The organism is Mycetohabitans sp. B3 (assembly GCF_021498065.1).
Lineage (GTDB): Bacteria > Pseudomonadota > Gammaproteobacteria > Burkholderiales > Burkholderiaceae > Mycetohabitans.
On record NZ_JAHLKN010000050.1, the window covers coordinates 90,074 to 114,219 of the forward strand.

7 protein-coding genes and 3 pseudogenes are annotated in these 24,146 nt (G+C 57.8%); 5 read left to right on the forward strand and 5 right to left on the reverse strand.

Annotation, left to right across the window (positions count from 1 at the left end; genetic code table 11):
• Positions 1 to 101 precede the first annotated feature (101 nt).
• A pseudogene (locus tag KQH55_RS15040) lies at positions 102 to 13,574 on the reverse strand (amino acid adenylation domain-containing protein); the annotation flags it as partial.
• A gap of 1,063 nt (positions 13,575 to 14,637) precedes the next feature.
• Here KQH55_RS15040 and KQH55_RS15045 point away from each other — a divergent pair.
• Together KQH55_RS15045 and rpsU are read left to right on the forward strand one after the other, a co-directional pair.
• Positions 14,638 to 14,925, forward strand: a complete 288-nt coding sequence (locus KQH55_RS15045) for a hypothetical protein (protein ID WP_076794252.1) — start codon at positions 14,638 to 14,640, stop codon at positions 14,923 to 14,925.
• A 108-nt stretch (positions 14,926 to 15,033) separates the two neighbouring features.
• Entirely contained in the window at positions 15,034 to 15,246 is a 213-nt protein-coding gene (gene rpsU, locus KQH55_RS15050; RefSeq protein ID WP_076794254.1) for a 30S ribosomal protein S21, read from the forward strand.
• A gap of 19 nt (positions 15,247 to 15,265) precedes the next feature.
• Here the strand turns inward: rpsU and KQH55_RS15055 are convergent.
• The 3 genes and pseudogenes from KQH55_RS15055 to KQH55_RS15065 all read right to left on the reverse strand — a co-directional run bounded on the left by KQH55_RS15055 (position 15,266) and on the right by KQH55_RS15065 (position 20,871).
• Positions 15,266 to 16,101: pseudogene (locus KQH55_RS15055) on the reverse strand (AEC family transporter).
• A gap of 199 nt (positions 16,102 to 16,300) precedes the next feature.
• A complete protein-coding gene (locus tag KQH55_RS15060) occupies positions 16,301 to 18,760 on the reverse strand; it encodes a mechanosensitive ion channel family protein (protein ID WP_235091533.1) in 2,460 nt (819 codons plus the stop codon).
• A gap of 758 nt (positions 18,761 to 19,518) precedes the next feature.
• Positions 19,519 to 20,871, reverse strand: coding sequence for a 2-hydroxycarboxylate transporter family protein (locus KQH55_RS15065; RefSeq protein ID WP_235091534.1), 1,353 nt, complete (start codon positions 20,869 to 20,871; stop codon positions 19,519 to 19,521).
• A 463-nt stretch (positions 20,872 to 21,334) separates the two neighbouring features.
• On the opposite strand from KQH55_RS15065, the gene KQH55_RS15070 reads away from it, so the two are divergent.
• Together KQH55_RS15070 and KQH55_RS15075 are read left to right on the forward strand one after the other, a co-directional pair.
• Positions 21,335 to 22,141: an IS5 family transposase gene (locus KQH55_RS15070; RefSeq protein WP_235091535.1), complete on the forward strand. Its 807-nt coding sequence runs from the start codon at positions 21,335 to 21,337 to the stop codon at positions 22,139 to 22,141.
• A 149-nt stretch (positions 22,142 to 22,290) separates the two neighbouring features.
• Complete coding sequence (locus KQH55_RS15075; protein WP_235091536.1) at positions 22,291 to 22,536, forward strand: MATE family efflux transporter; 246 nt, start codon at positions 22,291 to 22,293, stop codon at positions 22,534 to 22,536.
• A 402-nt stretch (positions 22,537 to 22,938) separates the two neighbouring features.
• Here KQH55_RS15075 and KQH55_RS15080 read toward each other — a convergent pair.
• Positions 22,939 to 23,744, reverse strand: a protein-coding gene (locus tag KQH55_RS15080) for an IS5 family transposase (RefSeq protein ID WP_235091537.1) whose coding sequence is annotated in 2 segments (ribosomal slippage) — positions 22,939 to 23,414 and positions 23,414 to 23,744 — 807 coding nt in all. Because the reading frame shifts where the segments join, the coding sequence is not laid out codon by codon here.
• Between the two features lie 185 nt (positions 23,745 to 23,929).
• Here KQH55_RS15080 and KQH55_RS15085 point away from each other — a divergent pair.
• A pseudogene (locus tag KQH55_RS15085) lies at positions 23,930 to 24,146 on the forward strand (IS110 family transposase); the annotation flags it as partial.

A 24,146-nucleotide genomic window follows, 5' to 3' on the forward strand; every position in this document is an offset into this window, starting at 1 on the left:
CGATGACAATCGATGTGGAAAGCTTGTAGCAGGCAGAGTTCATATCAAAAATATTAATACAAAAATATTTAAAGCAAGCTCTTATTAAAATTTCCGATCTTCTATGATGAAAATTCTTCCTCTTCATCACCGTTTGGCCGACATTCCTGTAACTCATTTAGCTTCTGACGCAGCATGCGCCCAATATGCGCAGTCGGTTCCGGCAGATCCATATCCCAATGCTTGCAGACAATGTCATGAACCTCAACATTGCCTAACACGTAAGGCTGCCAGACGTCCGGGGAGATGGTCTCAATAGACGTATCCTGTGGCACCGTCGCTCGAAAAAACAACATTTCACCACCATAAATACACGGAGAAAAGCTTTGAATAATACGTTCATTATTCTGTATAACTGCACGAATTTTTTTCCACAGATATTGACCGACCTCCGATAAGCTTTCCGCTTTGTAACGCGCAAACATATTCATATAAAACTCTTCTTCGATTATTTCCAGCCCATCATCCTGTTGCGTGTGATTAGGCGTAGCATCCAGCACTGCCAGCAACGCGACTCGCTCGCCCTGCTGCTCGAGTTGCGTCGCCATGTTGTGGGCAACGTTGCCACCCAACGACCAGCCCAACAAATAGTATGGACCACGAGGCTGAATACGACGCATCTGCTGGATATAGTCCGCCGCCATGGCCTCGATCGTAGGCGCGAGTGGCGAAGCGCCATTCAGTCCGCGGGCTTGCAAACCATAGACAGGATGATCGGTTCCCAAACAGCTTGCCAAGCTTCGATAGTGCCAACTCAACCCAGTAATGGGATGGATGCAGAAAAGCGGGGGCCGAAAGCCGTGCGGTTGAATCGGCAGCAGTACCGCAAAGGAATCATCTTGCACGCTGCCTTGCATGGAGACACGCTGCGCCAGCGCGGCAAGGGTAGGGGCCTCAAATAGCGTGCGCATCGGAATGGACACACCCAATGCGGTACGGCTGCGACTGATCATTTGCATTGCCTGCAACGAATGGCCGCCGAGCGCGAAAAAGCTGTCGTGACGGCCCACCTGCTCCACCCCCAACAGTTCGGACCAAATTTGGGCCAGTGTCGTCTCGAGCTCGCCTTGCGGCGCTTCATACGCTTGGTGCACGAATGCGTTGACGTCCGGTACGGGTAGTGCCCGACGATCGAGCTTGCCGTTCGGTGTTAAGGGGAGCGCGTCCAGCCGCACGAACGCGCTGGGCACCATATACTCGGGCAACGCTGAGGCCACATGTGTGCGCAACGTATTGGCCAGTTGCTCATCGGCCTGCGCCACCACATACGCCACCAGGCGCTTGGCGCTCCCTTCGCCCGTGGCCAACACCACCGCCTCGCGTACCTGGGCATGTTTAGCCAAACACGCCTCGATTTCGCCCAACTCAATCCGGAAACCGCGGATCTTGACCTGATGGTCATTGCGACCCAGGTATTCCAAATGACCGTCGGGTAAATAACGCGCTAGGTCACCTGTTCGGTACATCCGTGCGTCGGCTTCGCCCGAGAACGGATCACGCACGAAGCACTCGGCCGTGAGTTCGGGCCGGTTCAGGTAACCGCGTGCCACCCCCGCTCCGCCAATATACAACTCACCGACCGCACCCAACGGTACAAGCTGGCGATGGGCATCGAGCAAATAAATCCGCGTGTTCGCAATCGGTCGACCAATCGGCACAACCTTGCTGTTCATATCCCGCCTGCCTCGCCATATGGTGGCGCACACCGTGGCTTCCGTCGGGCCATACGCATTGAAAACGGTGTAGTGTTGGCTTAAATACTGCACGAATGCCGGATCAGGGGCTTCCCCCGCAAGAATCAGCATTAAGGGCGTACTGAGGGTAGGCAGCGCTTCGCCCTGTTGAAGCAGCGCGGGTGGCAGCGTCACGTGCGTAATCGCGTGACTTGCCAAATAAGTCCAAAGCTCCCGTTGATCCCAACGGGTGGTCTCGGGCGGCAAATACAATGTCGCACCGCTGCCAAACGCCATCAGAATTTCAGAGATACTCGCATCGAAACTGAGTGAGGCAAACTGCAATACGCGGCTGGTCGCGCACACCTCAAAGCGGGCAATCTGCGCGTGCACAAGATTCATCACGCCGCGATGTTCCACCATGACGCCCTTCGGCGTGCCGGTGGAGCCGGACGTATAAATCACATAGGCAAGATGACGAGCCGTGAGCTGCGGCACCGATGGATTCATGTCCCTCTGCTCCGGCACTGTGTTCGGGTTGAGCACCGTGCGAGACGCGAGTGCCGCGTCACCGAGCGCGGCACAACCCACCGCATCCGCCAACACAATCTCGGGCGCTGCATCTTGTAAAATATGCGCGAGCCGCTCGCCCGGATACGCTGGGTCCAGCGGCACATAGGCTCCGCCTGCTTTTAGGATCGCCAGCAAACCCACCATCATGGCAGGCGAGCGCTCAACACACATTGCCACTTTCGCGTCAGGCCGTACGCCCAGCTCGATCAATCGATGGGCAAGGCGATTCGCCTGCGCATTCAGCTGTGCGTAGCTCAGTAGGTGGGTACCCTGTACCAACGCCGTCGCATCGGGCGTGCGTACTGCCTGCGCTTCGAACAATTGGTGAATACACAGGTGGGCTGGATACGTCTGCTGTGTCGCATTCCATGTCTGAAGCAATTGTTCGCGTTCGGTGTCAGGCAGCCACTTCAATTGCTGAACAGGTTGGTCGGGCGTGCAGTCCAGTGCATTGACCAAACTTTCGAGCACCTGCTGCATGTAAGCGCACACGCGATTAGGATTACCGGGTTGTGCGATCTGCACAGTTAATCCGAGCGCAATACCATAATCCTCCACAGACAAGGCCAGTGGATAGTTGCTTCGCTCTTGCCCGCCCAGAAATTGGATGCCAGCCAGTGCTTCACTGTCCTCTGCCGAGAGCGTATTGTGCCGGTAATTCAACAACGCGCTAAAGAGTGGCGAGCCGGCGGGCATACCGCTACAGCGCAGCGCGCGCACCAGTGGCGTATGCTCATGTTCGAGCAGCGACGCCAGTCGAGTATGCGTGGCGTGTACACTCGACTCTACGCTGCCCTCCAGATCCACGCGCAGCGGCAACACATTTAAGAATAGCCCCAGCGCCCGGTCCGCGCCGTTGCCCGTTTGCATCCGCCCTAGCAGCACCGTACCGAACACGACGCGTTGTTGACCACTCGCGCGCGCGAGCACTTGTGCCCAGGCCAGATGACACAGACTGGCTAAGCTCACGCCTAATCGCTTAGCTTGTGCACGCAGCCGATCATTTAATGCTTGCGGCAACTTCCAATGTGCTTCAATGATTTGGTCACCGTTACCATACACGTCGGCGAGCCCAAACGGCAACGTCGGCTCCGACACGTCCGCGAGCATGTCAGTAAAGAAACGTTCGTGGGAGGCTTGATTGGCGCTCAATCTTACGTGCGCAACGAAGTTGCGGAACGGTTGCGCAGCAGGCAGCGTCTTGCCCTGGCCCATGAGAAATGTCTGCACCTCGGTATGCATCATCTCGTCAGTGGCGTGATCGCCAATCAGATGATGCAGTAGCTCGACGAGCAGCCAACGACCGTCGGTGTCCTGCGCAATGGCAAAGTGCAAAAGTGGCGCCTGAGTTAAATCCAATCGATAGTGACGGGGATCAAAGCGCTGCGCCAATTGCTCGGCGATCGGCCCGTCGGCAGCATCCAGCACAAGCTCAGTGACCGATAGGGGCGCATGTCGCCAAACCACCTGCGCGGGCGTGGACAAGCCCTCCCAAACAACGGCAGTGCGCAAAATATCGTGACGATTGACGACCTGTTGAACCGCATCCAAATACTGATCGAGCCGTTCGCGCGTGTCAAAAGCCCATTGTGCGACTAGCAGATACGGATCCCCGTCCGTCACCAGCAGATGATGGAACAAGATGCCATCCTGCAACGGTGATAGCGCATAGATGTCCTGGATATTGGCGACCCCACCCGGCACCTGCTCGACAATGCGATCGATCTCGGCTTGGGTCAGCTCGATCAACGGCAACAGGTCCGGGGTCAACTGACTCGTCTCAAGCGTGATGCGATTCGCTGGCACCACCACTTCCTGATGCTGACCCAGCGACTGAGCCAGCGTGCTGAGCACCGGCATATCGAACAGCGATCGCACAGAGATCCCTAAGCCGCGTCGGCGTAGCCGCTCGATCAATTGCACGGCCAGTAGCGAATGACCGCCCAAAGCAAAGAAGCTGTCGTGACGGCTGATCTTCTCCACACCCAGCAACTCGGACCAGACCGCAGCCAATGTGGTTTCGAGTTCGCCTTGCGGTGCCTCATACGCTTGATGCGCAAACGCGTCGGCGTCGGGCTCGGGCAGTGCCCGACGATCCAGCTTGCCGTTCGGTGTCAGCGGCAATGCATCGAGCCGCACGAACGCGGCCGGCACCATATACTCGGGCAACGCTGAGGCCACATGGGTGCGTAACGTATTGGCCAGTTGCTCATCGGCCTGCGCCACCACATACGCCACCAGGCGTTTATTCTGGCCTTCGCCAGTGGCCAGCACCACCGCCTCGTGCACCTGCGCGTGCTGGGCCAAGCACGCTTCGATCTCGCCCAACTCAATGCGAAAGCCCCGGATTTTGACTTGATGGTCATTGCGGCCCAGGAACTCCAGGTTGCCATCAGGCAAGTAGCGCACCAGGTCCCCTGTCTTGTACATTCGGGCATCGGCTTCGCTCGAGAACGGATCGCGCACGAAGCGCTCGGCCGTGAGCTCCGGCCGGTTCAGGTAGCCACGTGCGACACCCGCTCCGCCGATATACAACTCGCCCACCGCACCCAGCGGCATCGGCTGGCTGTGCGTATCCAGGATATAGAGCCGGGTATTGTCAATGGGCCGACCGATCGTGCGCCAGCTACTTTCGTGATCCGTCACCTCATGCACGGTAGCTGTCACCGTCGTCTCGGTCGGACCGTAAACGTTCAACAAACGCGGTCGATGACCGTCTCTGGCAAACCAGGCATCACGCGCTGTCGCGCTCAACGCATCTCCACTGATCATGACCACACGTACACTGTTGGGGAGTGGAGTTTTTTCCTGGATCAGTTGTGTCCAGAATTGGGTCGGTAAATCCGTTACACTGACACGGTTGGCCTGGCAAAGCGCCCAGAATGACTGCGCCCCGGCTAACCAAGCGTCGGTGCGTAACACTAATGTCGCGCCCTGAGTGAGCGTGACAAACATTTCCCCGAGCGACGCGTCAAAGGACAAAGACGAACATTGCAGCATCCGGTCTTGTGCAGTTAAGTCAAGACGACGCACCATCGCTGTCACCAGGTTAACCAAGCTGTGGTGTGGAACCATCACTCCTTTGGGCTGACCTGTGGAACCTGACGTATAAATCACATAGGCCAAATGCTGTGCATTCAACGATAATTCGTACGCGTCAGGATTATGCGCGCTTCGATGTGCCCACTGCGCTGCATCAGCGTGCAGATCCAGTACCGTCACACCGGCTCCTAAGCTTTGCGTTACCGCGGCAGGTGGTGTACCCACGCTGAGCAATACGGCAGGCGCACTATCTGTCACCATATAAGCCAGGCGTTCTGGCGGATACGCGGGGTCCAGCGGCACATACGCACCGCCGGCCTTCAGAATCGCCAGCAGCCCTACCATCAGCGCGGGGCTGCGTTCGACACAGATCGCCACCCGCGCATCGGGTGCAACGCCCAATTCAATCAGATGGTGTGCCAAACGGTTGGCCTGCGCATTGAGCTCTGTATAGCTGAGCATTTGGTCTTCGTAGACCAGTGCCGTCGCCTCCGGTGTGCGCACCACCTGTGCTTCGAACAATTGGTGGATGTACTGATGCGTCGGATAGTCCTGCTGCGTTGCGTTCCACGTTTCAAGCAGTAAAGTCCGCTCAGCTGGCGCGAGCAGCTCAACATGGGCGACAGGCTGTTGTCCGCCAGCGACTATCGCTTGCAACATCGCTTGCAGATAGCCGACATGCCGCTCAATCGTTGCGCGATCAAATAACGCCGTTGCATAGCTTAGGCTGCCGACGATTTCCTCGCCCGCCTCGTACAAACCTAACTCCAGATCAAACTTAACGACGTCATAGTCCAGCTCCATCGACTGCACAGCCAAGCCGGGCAAGTTCCAAGCCGCGGTCTCGCTGTTCTGCCACGCAAACATCACCTGAAACAGCGGCGTATGCTCGAGCCGGCGCGGCGGCTGCACGATCTCTACGACTTGCTCGAATGGCAAATCCTGATGCGCTTGCGCGTCTAGCGTCGTGCGCCGCACGCGCTCGAGCAACTGTGTCACATTGGGCTTACCGGACAAATCCATACGCAATGCGAGCGTATTGACAAAAAAACCAATTAACGGCTCGATTTGATAATGGTTGCGATTGGCGCTGGGTGTGCCGATCACCAGATCGTCTTGGCCCGACAGGCGGGACAGGACCGCACTCCACGCTGCGAGCACCGTCATGAACAGTGTGGCGCCGTGTGCTTGGCTCACGCGCTTCAACGCCCCCGTGGTTTGGGCATCAATACGAATCGGTACCTGCGCACCAGCAAACGATGGCTGCGCCGGGCGCGGCCGGTCAGTGGGCAACTCTAACAGCACCGGCGCGTCGGCCAGCGTCGCGCGCCAATAGTCGCTTTGCCCTTGGAGCCGCTCGCCCGATAGCCATTGACGTTGCCAGGCCGCATAATCCGGATACTGGATCGCCAGCGGCGGCAAAGGATCGGTCTGGCCGGCAGCGCTTGCCGCATAGAGTGTACTGAGCTCGCGCACCATCACCCCGATTGACCAGCCATCCGAGACGATATGGTGCTGCGTGAGCAGCATCACGTGCTCTTCGTCAGCTAACTGGATGCCGCGTGCGCGCAGCAGCGGCCCGTGCGCCAGATCGAACGGCGCGTGCGCTTCTTCGACGCTCAGCCTCGCCAGCTGTGCATGCGCGTCCGGTACGCCACGCAGGTCATACCAGCGTATCGGCACGCCCGTCTCGCGGGGCAACAAGTGTAACTGCGGCTGACCGTCAACGGCCACAAACACCGAGCGTAGCGCTTCATGGCGTGCGAAGAGTGCGTCGAGTGCTTGCTGCCAAGCGAGTTGATTTAAGGGGCCATGCAAGTGCAGTGCCAACGGAATGTGGTAAGTGCTACTGACCCTATCGAGCTGCGCGAGGAACCACAGCCGTTGCTGTGCAAACGACAGCGGCAGCGCCCCTGCACGCGACACCGGCGTGATTGTCGGTGGTGCGCTACTGTCTGACGCGCGTTGCGCATTGAGCGCAGCGGCCAACGCAGCCAGCGTAGGCGCGGCGAACAACGCTGCGAGCGGCAATGGCACACCGAGTGCGGCCACCCGATTCATCAAGCGCACCGCAAGCAGCGAATGGCCGCCGAGTGCAAAGAAGCTATCATGCCGGCCCACGCGCTCCACACCCAGTAGCTCCGCCCAGATCTCAGCGAGCGTCGTCTCGAGCTCGCCTTGCGGCGCTTCATACGCGTGATGCGCCAGTGCCTGCGCGTCTGGCTCGGGCAATGCACGCCGATCAAGCTTGCCGTTCGGCGTCAAAGGCCACGCGTCCAGCCGCACAAACGCGGCCGGCACCATATACTCGGGCAGCGCTGCGGCCACCTGCGCGCGCAGCGTGCTCGCCAACGACTCGTCGGCCTCAGCGACCACATATGCCACGAGCCGCTTGTGGCTGCCTTCGCCTGTCGCGAGCACCACCGCATCATGCACCTGCGGGTGCGCCCTCAAGCATGCTTCGATCTCGCCCGGTTCAATCCGAAAGCCGCGGAGCTTGACCTGATGGTCATTGCGCCCAAGGTATTCCAGGTTGCCATCAGGCAAATAGCGGGCCAGATCGCCCGTCTTGTACATCCGCGCGTCCGGCACCTCGCAAAACGGATCGGGCACAAAACGCTCGGCGGTGAGCTGCGGGCGGTTTAGATAGCCGCGCGCGACGCCGGCGCCACCAATGTACAGTTCACCGACCGCACCCAGCGGCACTGGCTGTCCATGTGCATCAAGCAAATAAACACGAATATTGTTAAGGGGACGACCAATCGGAACTACTGTGCTGCTCAGATCACGTGAGCCAAGCCATACTGTTGCGCAAACGGTCGTTTCCGTCGGACCGTATGCATTGAAGACGACGCATTGACTGGCCAAGTTCCGAAATAATGACGCACTGGCCGCTTCGCCTGCCAGAATTAATGTCAGAGGTGCGCCCAGATTGGGCAAATTCTCACTATTCTGGAGCAATGCAGGCGGGAAGGTCGCGTGCGTGATTGTGTGTTTTTCCAGATAATCCCACAGCCTTTGTCGGTCATAGCGGGTCTCATTGGGCAGTAAATACAAGCTTGCACCACAAACCAAAACCATGATTTCCGAGACACTTGTATCGAAGCTGAACGAGGCAAACTGCACGACCCGGCTGCATGCGTTTATTCGATAGCAAGTGAGTTGCGCCTGCGCATAATTCACTACACTCCGATGCTCGACCATCACGCCCTTGGGTGTGCCGGTGGAGCCAGACGTGTAGATGACATACGCAAGATTGCGAGCGGTGAGGTCTGGGACCGACGGATTGACGTCCGAGCACAGCGGCAGCGCATTCGGATCCAGCACAGTGCGGGAGGCCAGCGCCGCTTCCCCCAACGCGGCACGGCCCGCCACATCGGCCAGCACCAGCGCCGGTGCCGCATCACTCAGAATGTACGCCAAGCGCTCACTCGGATACACCGGATCCAGCGGCACATACGCGCCCCCCGCTTTGAGGATCGCCAGCAGTCCCACCACCAGCGCCGGCGAGCGCTCGACACAGAGCGCCACGCGCATCTCGGGCTTGACGCCCCGCTCGATCAACTGATGCGCGAGGCGATTGGCCTGTGCATTCAGCTCTGCATAGCTCAGTGTCTGCTCTTTAAACACGAGCGCCGGCGCCTTGGGGGTATGCTCGGCCTGCGCTTCGAATAGCTGGTGTACGCACCCATGTTCTGGATATGCCTGCTGCGTTGCATTCCACGTGTCAAGCAACAATTGGCGCTCCGCCTCGGGCAGAACCTGCAACTGCTGCACTGGGGTGTCCGGCGCCGCCTCAAGCGCATCGGACAGACTCTGCAGCGCTTGCTGCATATACCCACACATCCTGGCGGGCTCCAGCGGCTCCACCGTCTGCATCGTCAACCCCAGCGCTTTTCCGAAATCTTCAACCGACAGCGCCAGCGGGTAATTGGTGCGCTCTTCGATGCTCAGCCGCTCGATGCCCGGCGGCATGCCGTGCTCGTCTAAAGTCACCACATTGTGCCGGTAATTGAGCAGCGCGCTAAACAGCGGCGTGCCCGCCGGCACGCTACTACAACGCTGCGCGAGCGCCAACGACGCATGCTCATGCTCGAGCAGCGCCGCCAGGCGCGCATGCGTGGCACATACACTCGTTTTCACACTGCCGTCTAAGTTTACGCGTAGGGGCAGCGTATTGATAAAAAGCCCCATTGCACAATCCGCGCCGCCGCCGGCTTGCATCCGTCCAAACAATACTGTGCCAAATACCACTTGTTGTTGGCCACTGGCACGCGCAAGCACCTGCGCCCACGCGAGATGACACAAACTGGCTAAGCTTACACCCAGCCGCTTAGCCTGCGCGCGCAGTCGATCGTTCAATGCCTGCGGTAGCATCCGATGCGCTTCGCTCACCTGTGTGCCGTTACGATGCACCTGCACCAAGCCGAACGGCAACGTCGGCTCCTCAATGTCGGCTAGCATGTCACTAAAGAAGCGTTCATGTTCGGCTTGATTGACGCCCAAACGCGCCTGTGCGATTAGATTACGGAATGGCTGTGCCGGTGGTAACCTCCTACCCTCACCTGCGATGAACGCCTGCACCTCCACGTGCATCATCTCCAGCGTCGAGTGATCGCCGATCAAATGGTGCATTAGCTGAACCAGCACCCAGCGATCGTCGGTGTCTTGGGCAACCGCCAAACGTAGTAAAGGCGCCTGCGTCAGGTCCAGCCGAGCGTGACGCGAATCAAAACGTCGCGCCAGTTGCTCCGCGATCGGCCCGTCGGCCGGCTCCAGCGTGAGCTCGATCACCGACAGCGGCGCCTGGCGCCACACCACCTGCGCGGGCGTGGACACACCTTCCCATACCAACGCAGTGCGCAAAATGTCGTGGCGATTCACGACCTGCTGGAGCGCATCCAGATACTGATCGAGCCGCGCTCGCGTGTCAAAAGCCAATTGGGTGATCAGCAGATACGGATCACCGTCGCGGGTGAGCAGATGGTGAAACAGAATGCCGTCTTGCAGTGGCGACAGTGCATAGATATCCTGGATATTTGCGACGCCACCGGGCACTTGTTTAATAATCCGATCGATCTCGGCCTGCGTCAGCTCAATAAGCGGTAGCATTTCGGGCGTCAGCGCGGTGGTGGCCGGCGTGATAGCATTGGGCGGCACGACCACTTCACGATGCTCGCCCAGCGTTTGGGCCAGTGCCATAAGCACCGGCGTGTCAAACAGCGCACGCACCGACAAGCCGATTCCCCGGCGCCGCAGACGCTCAATCAACTGCACCGCGAGCAGCGAATGGCCACCGAGCGCAAAGAAGCTATCATGCCGGCTCACTTGATCGACACCCAGCAGCTCGGTCCAAATTTGCGCCAGCGTCGTCTCGAACTCGCCCTGCGGCGCCTCGTACGCCTGATGCATGAACGCGTTGGCATCTGGCGCGGGCAGTGCACGCCGATCGAGTTTACCGTTTGGTGTCAGCGGTAATATGTCCAGCTGCACGAACGCACTGGGCACCATGTACTCGGGCAAGCTTGCCGCCACATGCGCGTGCAATGTACTGGCCAAGTGCTCATCGGCTTCTGCGACCACATACGCCACCAGACGCTTGCCGCTGCCGCCGCCTTGTGCAAGCACGACCGCCTCGCGCACCTGCGGGTATTGCGTCAGGCATGCTTCGATCTCACCGGGCTCAATCCGAAAGCCGCGAATCTTGACTTGATCATCGTTGCGGCCCAAGAACTCCAGATTGCCGTCGGGCAAGTAACGCGCCAAATCCCCGGTCTTATACAGCCGTGCATCAGCTTTATCTGAGAACGGATCGCGCACAAAGCGCTCGGCGGTCAGCTCCGGCCGGTTCAAGTAACCACGTGCCACACCCGCGCCGCCAATATACAACTCGCCGACCGCGCCCAGCGGCACCGGCTGACCGTGAGTATCTAGCAGATAAATACGTATATTGGCAATCGGGCGACCGATGCTTTCAATGCATGGGTCGCCACGGTACATCGAGTTCCAAGTCGAATAGGTGGTGCACTCTGAAGGCCCATAAAGATTACACAGCCGCTTAACCGGCGTCTGTTCAAAAATCTGTTTGATTAAGCGCGCTGTCAGCGGCTCGCCTGCCAGATTGATTGTGCTCGCCGAAGCTAAGCTCGCTCGACGCATCAACAAGGACTGCAGCGCAGAAGGCACGGTATTAATTAAGCTGACTGGCTGAGCTCGATGCATTAAAGCCAAGGCATTGTCAGCCAGGTGCACAGTTGAGCCTTGCGTGAGCGGCACAAAACACTCGAAGACCGAAAGATCAAAATTAATTGATGTCGCAAACAGCGTGTGCCGCGTCTCTGATGGCGTAAAAGTTTGCAGTGCCCAATGCAAAAAATTGACTGTTTGAGCATGTTCAATCATCACACCCTTCGGCATACCGGTCGAGCCAGATGTGTAGATCACATACGCCAGATGCTGTGCGGTGAGGCCCGGCACCGACGGATTGGTGTCCGCCTGCTCCGGCAGCATGTTCGGACTGAGCACTATACGTTCGGCCAGCACCGTGTCACCGAGTGCGACGCACCCAGCCGCATCCGCGAGCACAATGTTCGGTGCGGCATCGGCGAGGATGTGCACCAAGCGCTCGCCCGGATAGTTGGGGTCCAACGGCACATACGCGCCGCCAGCTTTCAAAATTGCCAGTAGTCCAACGACCAGCGCGGGACTACGCTGCACGCAGACCGCCACACGGGCGTCCGGCTTGACGCCTAATTCAATGAGCCGATGCGCCAGGCGGTTAGCCTGCGTATTCAACTCCGCATAGCTCAGTGTCTGCTCTTCATACACCAGCGCCGGTGCCTCAGGTGTACGCTCGACCTGCGCTTCGAATAGCTGGTGTACACACAAGTGCGATGGATAGTCTTGTTCTGTCGCATTCCACTCGACCAACAGCCGACGCCGTTCGTCAGCGTCGAGCAGATCGATGCTGCCAATCGGTTGCATGGCATTGTCAGCCAGCGCTTGTATGAATCGGATAAACCGGCGCTGATGCGCTTCAAGCTCCTGCACGCTGTAGCAAGCAGGATTGGCGTCAAAGTCAATGCGCAATTGATGACTATTAGGTATCCAATAGACATCAAGCATTAAATCGTCAACCGGACCAAGGAGCAGATTATGGTTTGTCGACAGATACCTGCCAAACAACAGGTCATAGTCAAACGGCATCACGTTGACCGTGGTACCAAACAGCCGCTGCCCGGGCGGCAGCCCAAGTTGACGCCGCAGCGCTTCGCTCGGGTAGCGTTGATGCTGTAGCCCGCTTTGCATCTCCTGCGCGGCCTGCTGCATGAACGACGACAGGTTTATTCCTGGTCGTATTGTGAGCCGCAGTGGCAATGTATTGGACTTCATGCCAGGAATATGCCGGTCGGCACCGAAGCGGGCCTTGACCGGAAGACCCAATACGACGTCTTGTTCACCCGTGAATCGATAAAGATACGCGGCCATCGCCGCCGTCATAAACTGTGTTAGCCGACGAGTATCCGACGCAGTGTCGCCCAGCGCCTGGGTGGCCAGATAAGTTGTCTGGCGCAGCCGCTGCTGTGAAGCAGAGGCGCGGCGGCTTACCAGCGTCGCAGGCTCAGGCCAATTGGCGCAGTGCTTAAGCCAATAGGATTCATCCCGTGCTCGCTGGGCGGAGGCCTGGTATTGCGCATCGCTTTCTAACAGCTTCAGCACCGAGCCAAACGTACAAGGCGCGGGCTCACGTTTCGCGCGCATCGCACTGTACACGTGTGCGACACGCTGTGCGATGAGGAACTGGCCATATCCGTCCATGATGATATGGTGATAGCGCTGATACCAGAGCCATTGCGTGGGCGCGACTTGCAACAACGCGTAGCAAAAAAGCGGATCCCGTAAAAGATTGACTGGCTGCTCATAATCGGTGCGCATCCACCCCTGGGCGGCCGCCTGCGGATCCGCTTCTGTTGTGAGGTCCAGCACCGGCACTGACCATGCGGGTGAGCCGATCCTCTGCCGCAGCCCGTTATCGCCGTCGATAAATTGCAAGCGCAGGGTGTCGGCCTCATCAATGACTTGACACAATGCCGCTTTAAAAACGGCAGGATCAATCGCGCCTTCGATCACCGTGTACTGTGCAATGTTGTAGACAGGGCTGTCTGGATGCAGCTGCTGCGCGAGCCAGATCTCCGTTTGGGCAGCGGATAATGCATACGTAGCAGACGTGACGCTAGCATCCATAACAAAGCTCCGATTCAGGTGACTGATTAGCCTAACATTTAATAGGCATACAAATTAACATTAAAGCTATAATCAGGATTTATCGTTGCCCTTCATAAACCACTCGGCTTTTATGTCACGCCGCGTGCAATCCCTAACCATTCACTGCGGCGATCAGAGCCACCCATCGGCACACGTCAGGGAGCCGTTCGTGTCACTTGGCCCGCCGGTGACCACGCCACAATCAACTTGTGCCAAGCTTTAGCGAAAACGCTGAGCATAACGCGAAGGCTGCGCACTGGCGCGGCGTCATTCAGTTTAGTACTGGGGTACTTCTTCATTTTTCCCTCCAGACATCACTTTTATTTAGCCATACGGCTATGGCAACGCACCCGTTCCTTGACTAATCAGCTTGACGTTACCTACTTCACCTCTTGCAAACACTGTGCCCAACTGTCAAGAGCCGCTACAAAGGTTCATGTAACTGCAACGCTTAGCGCCTGGTTGAAAGACTGCAAAGCGCCCGCCATAATGCATTCAATTGCATTATCTTTGCTTAAACGACAAGCCATTAAACGATAAAGCCGAAACTTGCAACAAATAGCGAAAAGCAAGTCATTGCGATCGCCACTGTGCCAACCTATCAGCGAGGCTTAGTACGCTTTTAGCTGAGACTGCTTGGGTAGCAAAACGCGTCAGATGCTGTGAAGCGTGAAGCCACCGCATCATTGGCACAACACGTCTCCTTCAGTACGCGAGCCATAGGCTTTATATTAGTGATAACATGTTCTCATCCGTTATTGAGTAACGCTCAGCTGCGAACCATCACAATCGCATCATCGTATTTGCGTTCTACATCGTACTCATCGATAATCGTGGGCACCGCTATCTCATCCGTCAACGTACAGCGATCCTTGATGAGCTTGGGCCCTCGGCACTATCAGCTCACCCCGAAGAGCCGGAGATTTCCACTTTAGAGCGGCCTGATTTGAGGTTGCCCTCACCCATTTCTCAGAGCGCCAGAATATCGGGACCCGCTCCGTGATTTGCGTGTATAGTGGCCGATGTCCCCTGTCGAGGAGCGACTATGTCGACACCGCTGCGACTTCTATACAAGGGGTTCGAGCTTCGTCCGCTTGTTTTCGCGCGCCAATTCAGCCGTTTCGACGGTCACCGGCGCTATGACGAAGGTTATGATGTTGCCGTGCGCATCTGTCGTCTGGGAACAGACGGCGTCGTGGGCGCGGGCCGCGTGTTCAAGATGGACCAGGAGCATGTGTTTGCCGATTTCGGCGTGGCCCGACGTGTTGCCTGTCAGCGAGGACAGGACATCATCGACGGCAAGGTGGACGGCGCGTCGGTGATCGACATGTGAGCGGGCCAGCCATTACTTGCTTTAGCTGATGTTTCGTGAGCATGCGACGCCTTGGGTTTCGCACAGGCGTGCGGTACCTTTTTCTCCCATTGAACTCAAAGGAATGATTTGACCACTGTTATCCCGAAGCCTAATGAGCCCGTCGAGGTTGCACTCCGGCGTTTCCGCCGTTCGATCGAAAGCACTGGCTTGATCAAAGAGTTGCGTGCCCGCACGGCATATGAAAAGCCCACCGCAGAGCGCAAGCGGAAAAAGGCAGCCGCCGTGGCGAGATTGCGCAAGCAAATTCGCCGCTCCTTGCCACCCCGGAAGTTGTATTGACCCTATCGCGTGTGGCGAGTCAGCCGCCCGGTGCGCGCATCCAATACAGCAGCAGCAACAGCGACGCCAGGGAACCCATCGTGGACAGCAGGATCGTCTGCGCCGTCACGGCAGCTTCGCGGCGGTAAAACTCGGCTAGCATGTACGGCCCCGTGCCGGTGGGCAACGCGGCGAGCAGCACGGCGACGTCGGCCAGTGGCGTGGCGAGAGCGAATACGTGGACTGCCAGCCACCATGCAAGCATTGGCTGCACGAGCAGCTTGACGCCGGTAAACACGAGCGCCGCGCGGGTAGTTCCGGTTGCCGGCCGGGGCTCGGCCAGGAACAACCCGAGGCTCACGAGCGCGCATGGACTGGCCGCGCCGCCTAGCAGTTTCGTGAACACGGTCAGGCCGGGCGGCTGCGCGATCGCGGCACCGGAGACGAGCGCGCCGACGACAGGTGCCATGGTTAGCGGATTTTTCACGAGTGACCACGCCACCTTCGCCGCGAGCTTGCGCGGCGCGCGTTCATTTTGCACGCCGATTTCTATTAGCACGATCGCAAAGGTAAACAGTACGCAGGTGACGATGACCGTAGCGATCGTGGTCGGCGCAAGGCCAGCATGGCCGAACGCGAGCAGGACAAGGGGGAAGCCGAGATAGCCGGTGTGCAGCTGACAGAGAACGTGGCGACCAGCGCCGGGTTAGTCAGCTGCGCCCAGTCCGAATGGGCGGTGATGTCGAAAAGCAGCGCTGGCAGCGCGAGCCGTACAACAAAGCGGTTCAATTCGGACGCGGCCGTCGGGCCAAGCAGTGCGCGCCGGCGACACACGAAGCCGTAAATTGAGTTGGGCTGGAAAGCCGGTCGCGACAGGTTAAGCGGTTACAACGATACAATCCAATTCAGAATGTGATGGTCAGCCCTGCTTTTTGCATCGTGATCGACGTCAAGCCGCTTCGTTATTGGGTCGCGCTCGCGCAGCTCCCCATTTCGTGCGGGCGGCCGCGCGACTGAACCGGCTCCCCCGGAGCCGGCAGTTGGGCGCGTTAGGGGCGCCGCGCAATGCGCAATTCTACCGGTTCGGGGACGTGCCCGCGTCCGGCCCGCTCGGCTGCGTGGCCGTCGCGCGCGCATCGATCACGAAGTTGCGCTGCTGTGGATTGGCCAACTCGATGCCCCGTTCCGTGAAACGATCCAAGATGCGCCGGTTGAATTCACGCTGAACCGGCCAGCGACGGGTATCGCGGCACGCGATCTGACCGACCAGCGTAATGCTCGCGCCATCGATCTGGTCGACGCCCCAGAAGCTGAAGTCGGACAAGATGCCATCCTTGAACTTGTCATCGCTGCGCAACTCGGCGCCGATGTCGACCAGCGTCTGGATCGCGTACTGGACGTCTGCCCCTGCTGCGATCACGACCTTCACTGCGGCGTTGCCGATGCCGCGATTGGTGTTGTTGACCGTTGTGACAGAGCTGAATGGCACCGTGTACAGCGAGCCGTCGCCGCCGCGCAAACGTACAGTGCGGATCGATAAATACTCGACCGAGCCCGATACGCCCGCGACCGTCACCCAGTCGCCGACCTGCATCGCGTTTTCCATCAATAGGAAAATGCCGGTGATGAAGTCTTGCACCAGCTTTTGCGAGCCGAATCCGAGCGCGACGCCAAAGATGCTTGCGCCGGCCAGCAGGGGGCCCGTGTTGACACCGATTTGGCTCAGCGCGGTGAGCCCGACGATCATCAAGATCGCGATGAATAGCGTGGTACGCAGCATCGGTAATAGCGTGCGCAGCCGCGCCGCCCGGATCACGTCGCCAGCCGCCGTCCACCGCTCGAGCCGCCGCTCGGCGCCTACGTTCGCGATCTCCCAGATCAACACTGCGACCAGCGCTGCAATCGCGATCGTCACCAGCGCCGAGCCAAGCCGGTTGCCGATTGGATTGTAGACAAGGAACGTGCCGACGTGCAGTCCCCATATCGACAGCAGCACCAACAAAGTTGCTACGCCGATCACCACGGACAAGGCTTGACGCAGCAGCGGATAATAGCGGTACGCGCGCCGACGTCCGACGCTGGAAGTGTTGTCGTCCACGCCTTGTCCAAACACGCGTCCGAGCGCGCCGAACGCGACAATGGCGACGACGCGCGCGGCGAGCAGTACAGCGAGTGACAGCCCGCCCAGGTGTAGCACCATCTCGTAGCCGTTGCGCACGTCGAGCGCCCAGACTAACCACAGCGCGAGGATCACGAACACCGTCGAGCCTGCCCAGATATCCGCCAGCCAGTGGCCCAGGTACGCGAGCGTTGGCCGTTTCGTGAAATAGCCACGGATCGTACGCGCCACCGGTACCCGGCATTGCAGGATTGCGATCGCCGCCATGATGTGTACCGCCAGCGCCACCAGCTTGACCAGTGCCAACTGCGCTTCCTGCGTCATGCCGAGCCGGCCGGCAGCGCCTGCCCATGCTCCGCCGGCCCCTGCGACGACCACCATTCGAGTCATCCAGCTTTGTGCAAACGACGCCCAGCGATCTCGCAACGGAAGTAGACGCAGGTGTGGCGCGTTAGGCGAAAAAAAGAATGCACAGGCGAGCAATACCGCCCGGCCAATTACGTACGCATCAACGACTACGCCCATTGCGCTTGCCGCTTGCGCGTTGGAATCGCCCCACACGGACAGCAGCATGGATGCACATAGCGCAAACGCGGTCAACGGCAACGCACCAAGCGACAAGTGGACCAGCGCGCGGGGTAGTACTTGCAGGCGGCTCCAATGATGTGCCGCGCGCGACGCAGACGCTCGCGGCACGCCTGCGTCGCCGGGCTGGGTGCCACTTTGGGGCGATGGGGCAGGCGGCTCGTGGGGTGTGGCGTGATGGGACGCCAGCGCGCTGCGTGAGCGCCGTACTGCCCGTCGCACCAGCAATTCGAGCATTAGTGACGGCACCAGCACGGCAAGTAGCAGTTCTAGCAATCCTAGCAACGCATGCCTGCCTTGTGGGCTGGATAAATGCCATGCCCACCATTGATGGACCGACGGAAAGTCGAGCAATGCCGAACTCGACAGGTGCACGCGCTGTCCGAAAGTGGAAGCGGATTGTGCGATGTGCCGCGATAACTGTGTCACCAGTCCATCCGCGTCGAGCGCCTTGGCCAACGACCCAGCCGGACCGCTGGCGGCCGAGGGCACACTCGCGGCGACGGCAGGGAGCGACGCGGCTGGGCTTGCCAGCGTACCCGCCGCGGCGATCGCCCGCAGCGTGTCCTCGAACTGCGCGCGGCGCCGAGGATCGTTCAATACTTGCAAAGCGGCACGTGCCTGCTCCGGCGTGAGCGTGACCACGGCGTTGCTCGCTGGCGCGGCCGGCGTGCCAGATGACGGCGGCACAGCAGCGCTAGGAGCGGGGGTGGGCGCCGCGCTTACTCGCACTGCGATAGATAACGCGACCACCAGCACTGCGAATACGGTTGCAACCCAGGTAAGCTGACGGGCGGGTTGGCAAAGTGGCGGACGGAAAGAAACGGGCATGGCAGTAATTCGAAAAGGCACAAATCGATTACGACAGCGTTCGTGCAGAGGAATTCATCTCGGCGCTACGTCGGGTCGATGCCGCAACATGTCGATGTCCTATTGCTGCGGTACACTGCGTTGCAATAGATACGTCGGACATCCCAAGAAAACCGGCGCCGATCATATAAGCATTTCTGCCATTCGGATCTTCATGTGATGTTGTCCGGTTTTCAAGCGGGGCCTGCGTTGGCGGACGAATACAGAGTAAAATGACGTTGGATCGTTTGATTTTACCCGAAAGGAGCGTGCTCGTCTCGCCCTGAGGCTGGTAAATCCAGAACCGAATGACGGCCCGCGATGGCGCGCGACGCGATTGTCATTGCGATGCCTAGCCAATCACGCGGTCCTGGACATGGATGCATCCAAAGAAGCAGTCGTTATTGCCGCGCATCATGCAGAAAGTGATGCCATTACATACCGTAATTGCCCGACAGCTGTTTGACTCAATGCATACTGCCTCAGCATGCGTTCGCGTTTCCTTGAGGATGACTTTAACGTTGTTGCGGCGTTTCTTACCATTGTAGCCGGCGTATCAGTTGCAAGAGCCAGCTGTTAAGCCATATCACGCTTGACGCGACTGAACATGCATTACACAATCGCGGTTCACACATCGTTATGGAATATAGCTTAATTGGCCCCTACATAAATTATATAATATTTTAATAATGTTACTGATTTTATGTCGACGACGTAGATAGAACATGTGCATTTTTGCATCAAATACATTGGTCCAACAATAACAGCGCTACCACCACTGTAAGCGCCCCACCGATCCGAGTGGCAAGTTGCGCAAACGGCATCAATGGCAAACGGTTGGCCGCGGTGAGAATGGCCAAGTCTCCGACACTACCCATGCCACTATGACATGCGTTGACCAACGCGCTTTCAATCGCCGGCAGCCCCGTCCAACGTCCGACGAGAAAGCCGGTGGTCATTAGTACAAGCACCGTGACAAGTGCTGTGACAAGGTGCACTGGACTCAGAGCGGCAATGACTGCACCCCATGGCATCAATGTGATGCCAACACCACATAGCAGTGGATAAGACACCGCGCATGCGAAGAAACGATAATTCCAGTGCGCGCCATGTTCGAGGTGAGAGGGCACGGCACCAATTATCTTAATCAAAACGGCGAACGCTAACATGCCGATCGGTGCGGGCAAGCTTGTAAAATGTTGAATAACCAGGCCAGCAAAATACAAGCTAATGGCAATCGTTGCGGCTGCCGCAATGTGCTCAATGGGAATAGACTTACGGCATAACAGTGCAGTGTTATCCGCCGTCGTCAGCCAAGCCTGGGTGTCTTGGGGCCAACTTCGGCTGACTCGATGCAGTATTGCGGCACTAGCGATGACACCTAAATTGCCTAGGACAATCGCCGGCACTACTTGCGCAAACAATTGGCCTTGTGGTTGCTGTAATAGCGCGGCATAGCCGATGGTAAGAGGAATCGCACCTTCGCCGATTCCGCCGGCCATAATAGGTACAACAATGAAAAAGAATGTATCCTGCGCGCTCAAACCGAATGCAACACCCGTTGCGGTGCCAGCTAATGCCGCAGTCACTGAACCGGCCACAACGGGGACGCAGAATCGCACAATGCCTTTAATCAATACTTGTCGATCCATACCCAGTAAGCAGCCCGCGATCACGAGGATGCAGAATAGATAGAGGATATTTGTTGCCACCCACAGCTCGCGGATTGAAACAATCAAGTTTTTTGGCAACCATTGATGATGGGTCAAACAAGAGGGTAATAATAGTGTCACGATCACCGGACCACCCATGTGACGTAGCATGGGCATCCGGGCGCCAATTTCAAAGCAAGTGAACCCGACAACTGCAAGCACGGCGATGAGTACTGGCAATTCGCTCGGTAGCTCCTCAAGCGCAATAAGTGCGCTTAAGCATGCGAGGATGAGCCCATACGCTGGCAATGGGATAATGCCAATATGTTGCTTCATCAGCCGTTGCCAATACGCAGAGGCACAGAACCTGCGAAAACGGAAAAGAAATACTTGACGAAGAAACTGCCGAGTCGAGCGAGCAGCAATAGGCGGCATAGCCATGGCTTGGCTCCTTGATCAGAATTTTGTATTGTCCCCTTCTTACAGGGACGCGAATTGATCGAGTTCTGCAAACTGAACGCAAGAAACTGGCCTGGCTGAGATATGGCCAGCCCTGGTCCGAGTGCAACGTTGGCCGTGTGCTTTCGATTGATCAATCGCTTGTTTAGCATCTTCCCTACCATGTTGAACAACGGGGCTGCGAAGTTTCATAGACTAAGATTTTGCCGTTGTATAGGTCCAAGTTCGGTGCAAAATACAGCTTCTGGCCTCCCATTTTGCGTTTCTCACGTCGGTTACGTGCTTTGGGTTGAGACGTTGCACATTGAATTGTCGCTCAAGAAAATTGAGTATATTGTGATCTTTGTACACTCGGTTTTTCTTCATTCGAACGCAGCCCCTTAAGCCTCAGTTCAGCCATTAGAGCGTGTTAGGCAGTTTTGGTCAGAGTTGTTACCCTATCGGGATGACAGAACACAAGCCTTACCCGACAGATGTATTGAACGAGGAATGGAGCTTTGCCGCTCCCTACCTGACTTTAATGACTGAAGAGGCACCGCAGCGTCGATACGAACTGCGTGAAATGTTCAACGCGCTGCGCTGGATGGCGCGAGCAGGTGCATCGTGGCGTATGCTGCCGACCAACTTCCCGCCGTGGGAACTGGTCTACCAGCAAACGCAGCGTTGGCTGAACGCGGGTTGCTTCGAAGCGATGGTCAACGATTTGCGTTCGGTGCTGCGCGTGGCGCAACAGCGCCAGGCGCAGCCCAGTGCAGTTATCCTGGATGGACGCACGTTGCAGTCCACATGCGAAAGCGGCCCGCGTGCGGGCTACGATGGTCATAAGCGCAAGCGAGGCAGCAAGGTTCATATGGCGGTGGACACGCTGGGCCTGCTGCTGACGGTGCACATTACGCCGGCCAACGAGCAGGAGCGCACACAGGTGGCCGAGTTTGCGCGTCAGGTTCAGCATGTCACCGCTCAGACAGTGAAACTTGCATTGGCTGACCAGGGCTATACGGGCGACACGCCTGCGCAGGCCGCTCGCGATGAGGGCATGGAACTGCAGGTCATCAAACTGCCCGAGGCAAAGAAGGGCTTCGTGCTGCTGCCACGCCGCTGGGTGGTCGAGCGCAGCTTCGCCTGGCTTAACCGGTTTAGGCCACTGGCACGCGACTACGAGCGCCTGCCCGAAACCCTGGCCGGCCTGCATTTCGTCGTCTTCGCTATGCTCATGCTCTTTCATGCTGTACCCATTATGAAAAGTGCATAACACGCTCTAGGCGCTGGATGGCCTTACGGTTGATCGCAATGCTGTCTTGAAGGATGGTGGCTGTAATGCGCTGATACCCGTATCACTATGCGTTCTCTATGGCGGTCTTGTTCACTTGGCCTCGAATTCAGGAGGAGGTTTGTGCAATCTTGGAGCTTGCCGTTCCGCTGTTTGGAGGTCGCTTGTCTTTTATCGGTATAGGTTTGATCAATGTAATGCTCGCAGGTCAGCTGTGCGCCCATGTTCTTGCCACAGTGACGATCGGATCAAGCGTCTGGATGTTAGCTGCCCTTGTGCTAAACGGGCTGATGATGGCACTACAGGCTTTGGTGGCACAACTTAAAGGTGCGGGCCGACACGCTGAAGTGGGACCACTTTTCCCGCAAGTGCTGTGAGGTAGCATTATGCTTAGTCTGTTTTTGACGGCGCTTGAATGTTTCTTAAGATAGTTTTTAATTCAATTAATTGAGGCGGCACTGGAGGTGATCCGAAATGCACGCAATTTTTTATATGCATATTATATGAATCGCTGGGCCTGTGTTTGTCATTTTATAAGCTTGTCGAGGGCTATTTGAAAGGTTGTCAATGGCGCGGAAAATTTCAAGTTTAATTTGATCGGATTTGTGCTGATAGGTAAAATTGGATGCGTGTTAATGTAAGTGTATTTGGTTTGACAGCGCTTGGTGCAGTCGGCAATGGAATAAAAGGTGGGCATCATTGCTTGGGTACAAACGTTAAACTTTATTTTTTATATTATCGTAAAGTTTTTTTATTTTGAATTGAGGCGCTAAGAGTCGCTAACCCAAGTCGTCCACGAAGCGCGAACAGATAATGGCGGCGGCCAAGCGGAGCAAGGCGATATGAATGTCCAGACGCCGCTCGAAGCGGATGCGCAGCTTACCCAAACCGGCAAACCAGGCGTGCGTGCGCTCGACTACCCAGCGATGCCGTCCGAGCCGCTCACGGTTTTCTACGCCGCGACGGGCGATGCGTGCAGTGATTGCGCGTTGCTTCAGATAGCGTCGACAGCGGGCAAAGTCGTAGCCCTTGTCCGCATGCAGTGTGCCCGGGCGTTTGCGCGGCGAACCGCTCAAGCCCGGCACGGCTGGGATGGTATCGAGAGGGCGCTCGAAGGCCATCGAATCATGCCGGTTGGCACCCGTGACGGTGATCGCCAAGGGAACGCCCCGGGCATCTACGACCAGATGCCGTTTGCTCCCGAGTTTGCCCCGGTCCGTCGGGTTGGGGCCGGTTTCTTGGCCCCCCGGGGGCTGGCAACGCTGGCCGCATCCAGGCTCGCTCGCTCCCAATCAATTTGATCATGTTCACGCAACCGGCAAAGCATCGCCAGATGCAGCCTGCTCCACACGCCTGCGGCCTGCCAGTCGCGCAATCGTCGCCAGCATGTCATGCCGCTGCCCAAGCCCAGCTCCTGCGGCAAGTCTTCCCATGGAACGCCCGTATGCAGGACATACAGAATGCCGTTCAATGCCGCCCGGTCGTCAACAGTGCGCCGACGCCCGCCTTTCGGTGAGGGCTTGAACGCTGGGATCAACGGCTCCAGCACCGCCCACAATTCGTTGCTGATTTTGCGTCTTGCCATGACCCCAGGATACAGCGCTTACGGCCTAACGTCCAGGTTGCGTTAGCGACTCTAATACTACAGCCGTAATTATTCACGGTGGCGCGCAACCACGAGCCCGATAATTAGATCCTATGTAGCGAGAGACCAACCCAAGCTTAAGTCGTAAGCTTAAGTGAATCAAGGCGAACGCAACGGAGGCTATCATGCGTACAGATCACTTAGCCGGAGTCGATGCTGAGAACGTAATACTGGCAACATCACTCGAACTGGCGGGGGCCCAATGGAAGATTGCGCTGCATGACGGACGCAGACAGAGTCCAGCGGTACACACGATAAGGGGAGCGCAAGCGGCCCTGCGAGTGCAAGCCCTATTGGAGGTGATTGAGCGGTACAAGCAGAAATGGTCGCTGCCCCAAGATG

Coding starts and splice junctions, on each gene's coding strand:
- KQH55_RS15070 (WP_235091535.1), top strand. CDS start 21,335: ATGACAGAACACAAGCCTTACCCGACAGATGTATTGAACGAGGAATGG.
- KQH55_RS15060 (WP_235091533.1), bottom strand. CDS start 18,760: ATGCCCGTTTCTTTCCGTCCGCCACTTTGCCAACCCGCCCGTCAGCTT.
- KQH55_RS15065 (WP_235091534.1), bottom strand. CDS start 20,871: ATGGCTATGCCGCCTATTGCTGCTCGCTCGACTCGGCAGTTTCTTCGT.
- KQH55_RS15045 (WP_076794252.1), top strand. CDS start 14,638: ATGTCGACACCGCTGCGACTTCTATACAAGGGGTTCGAGCTTCGTCCG.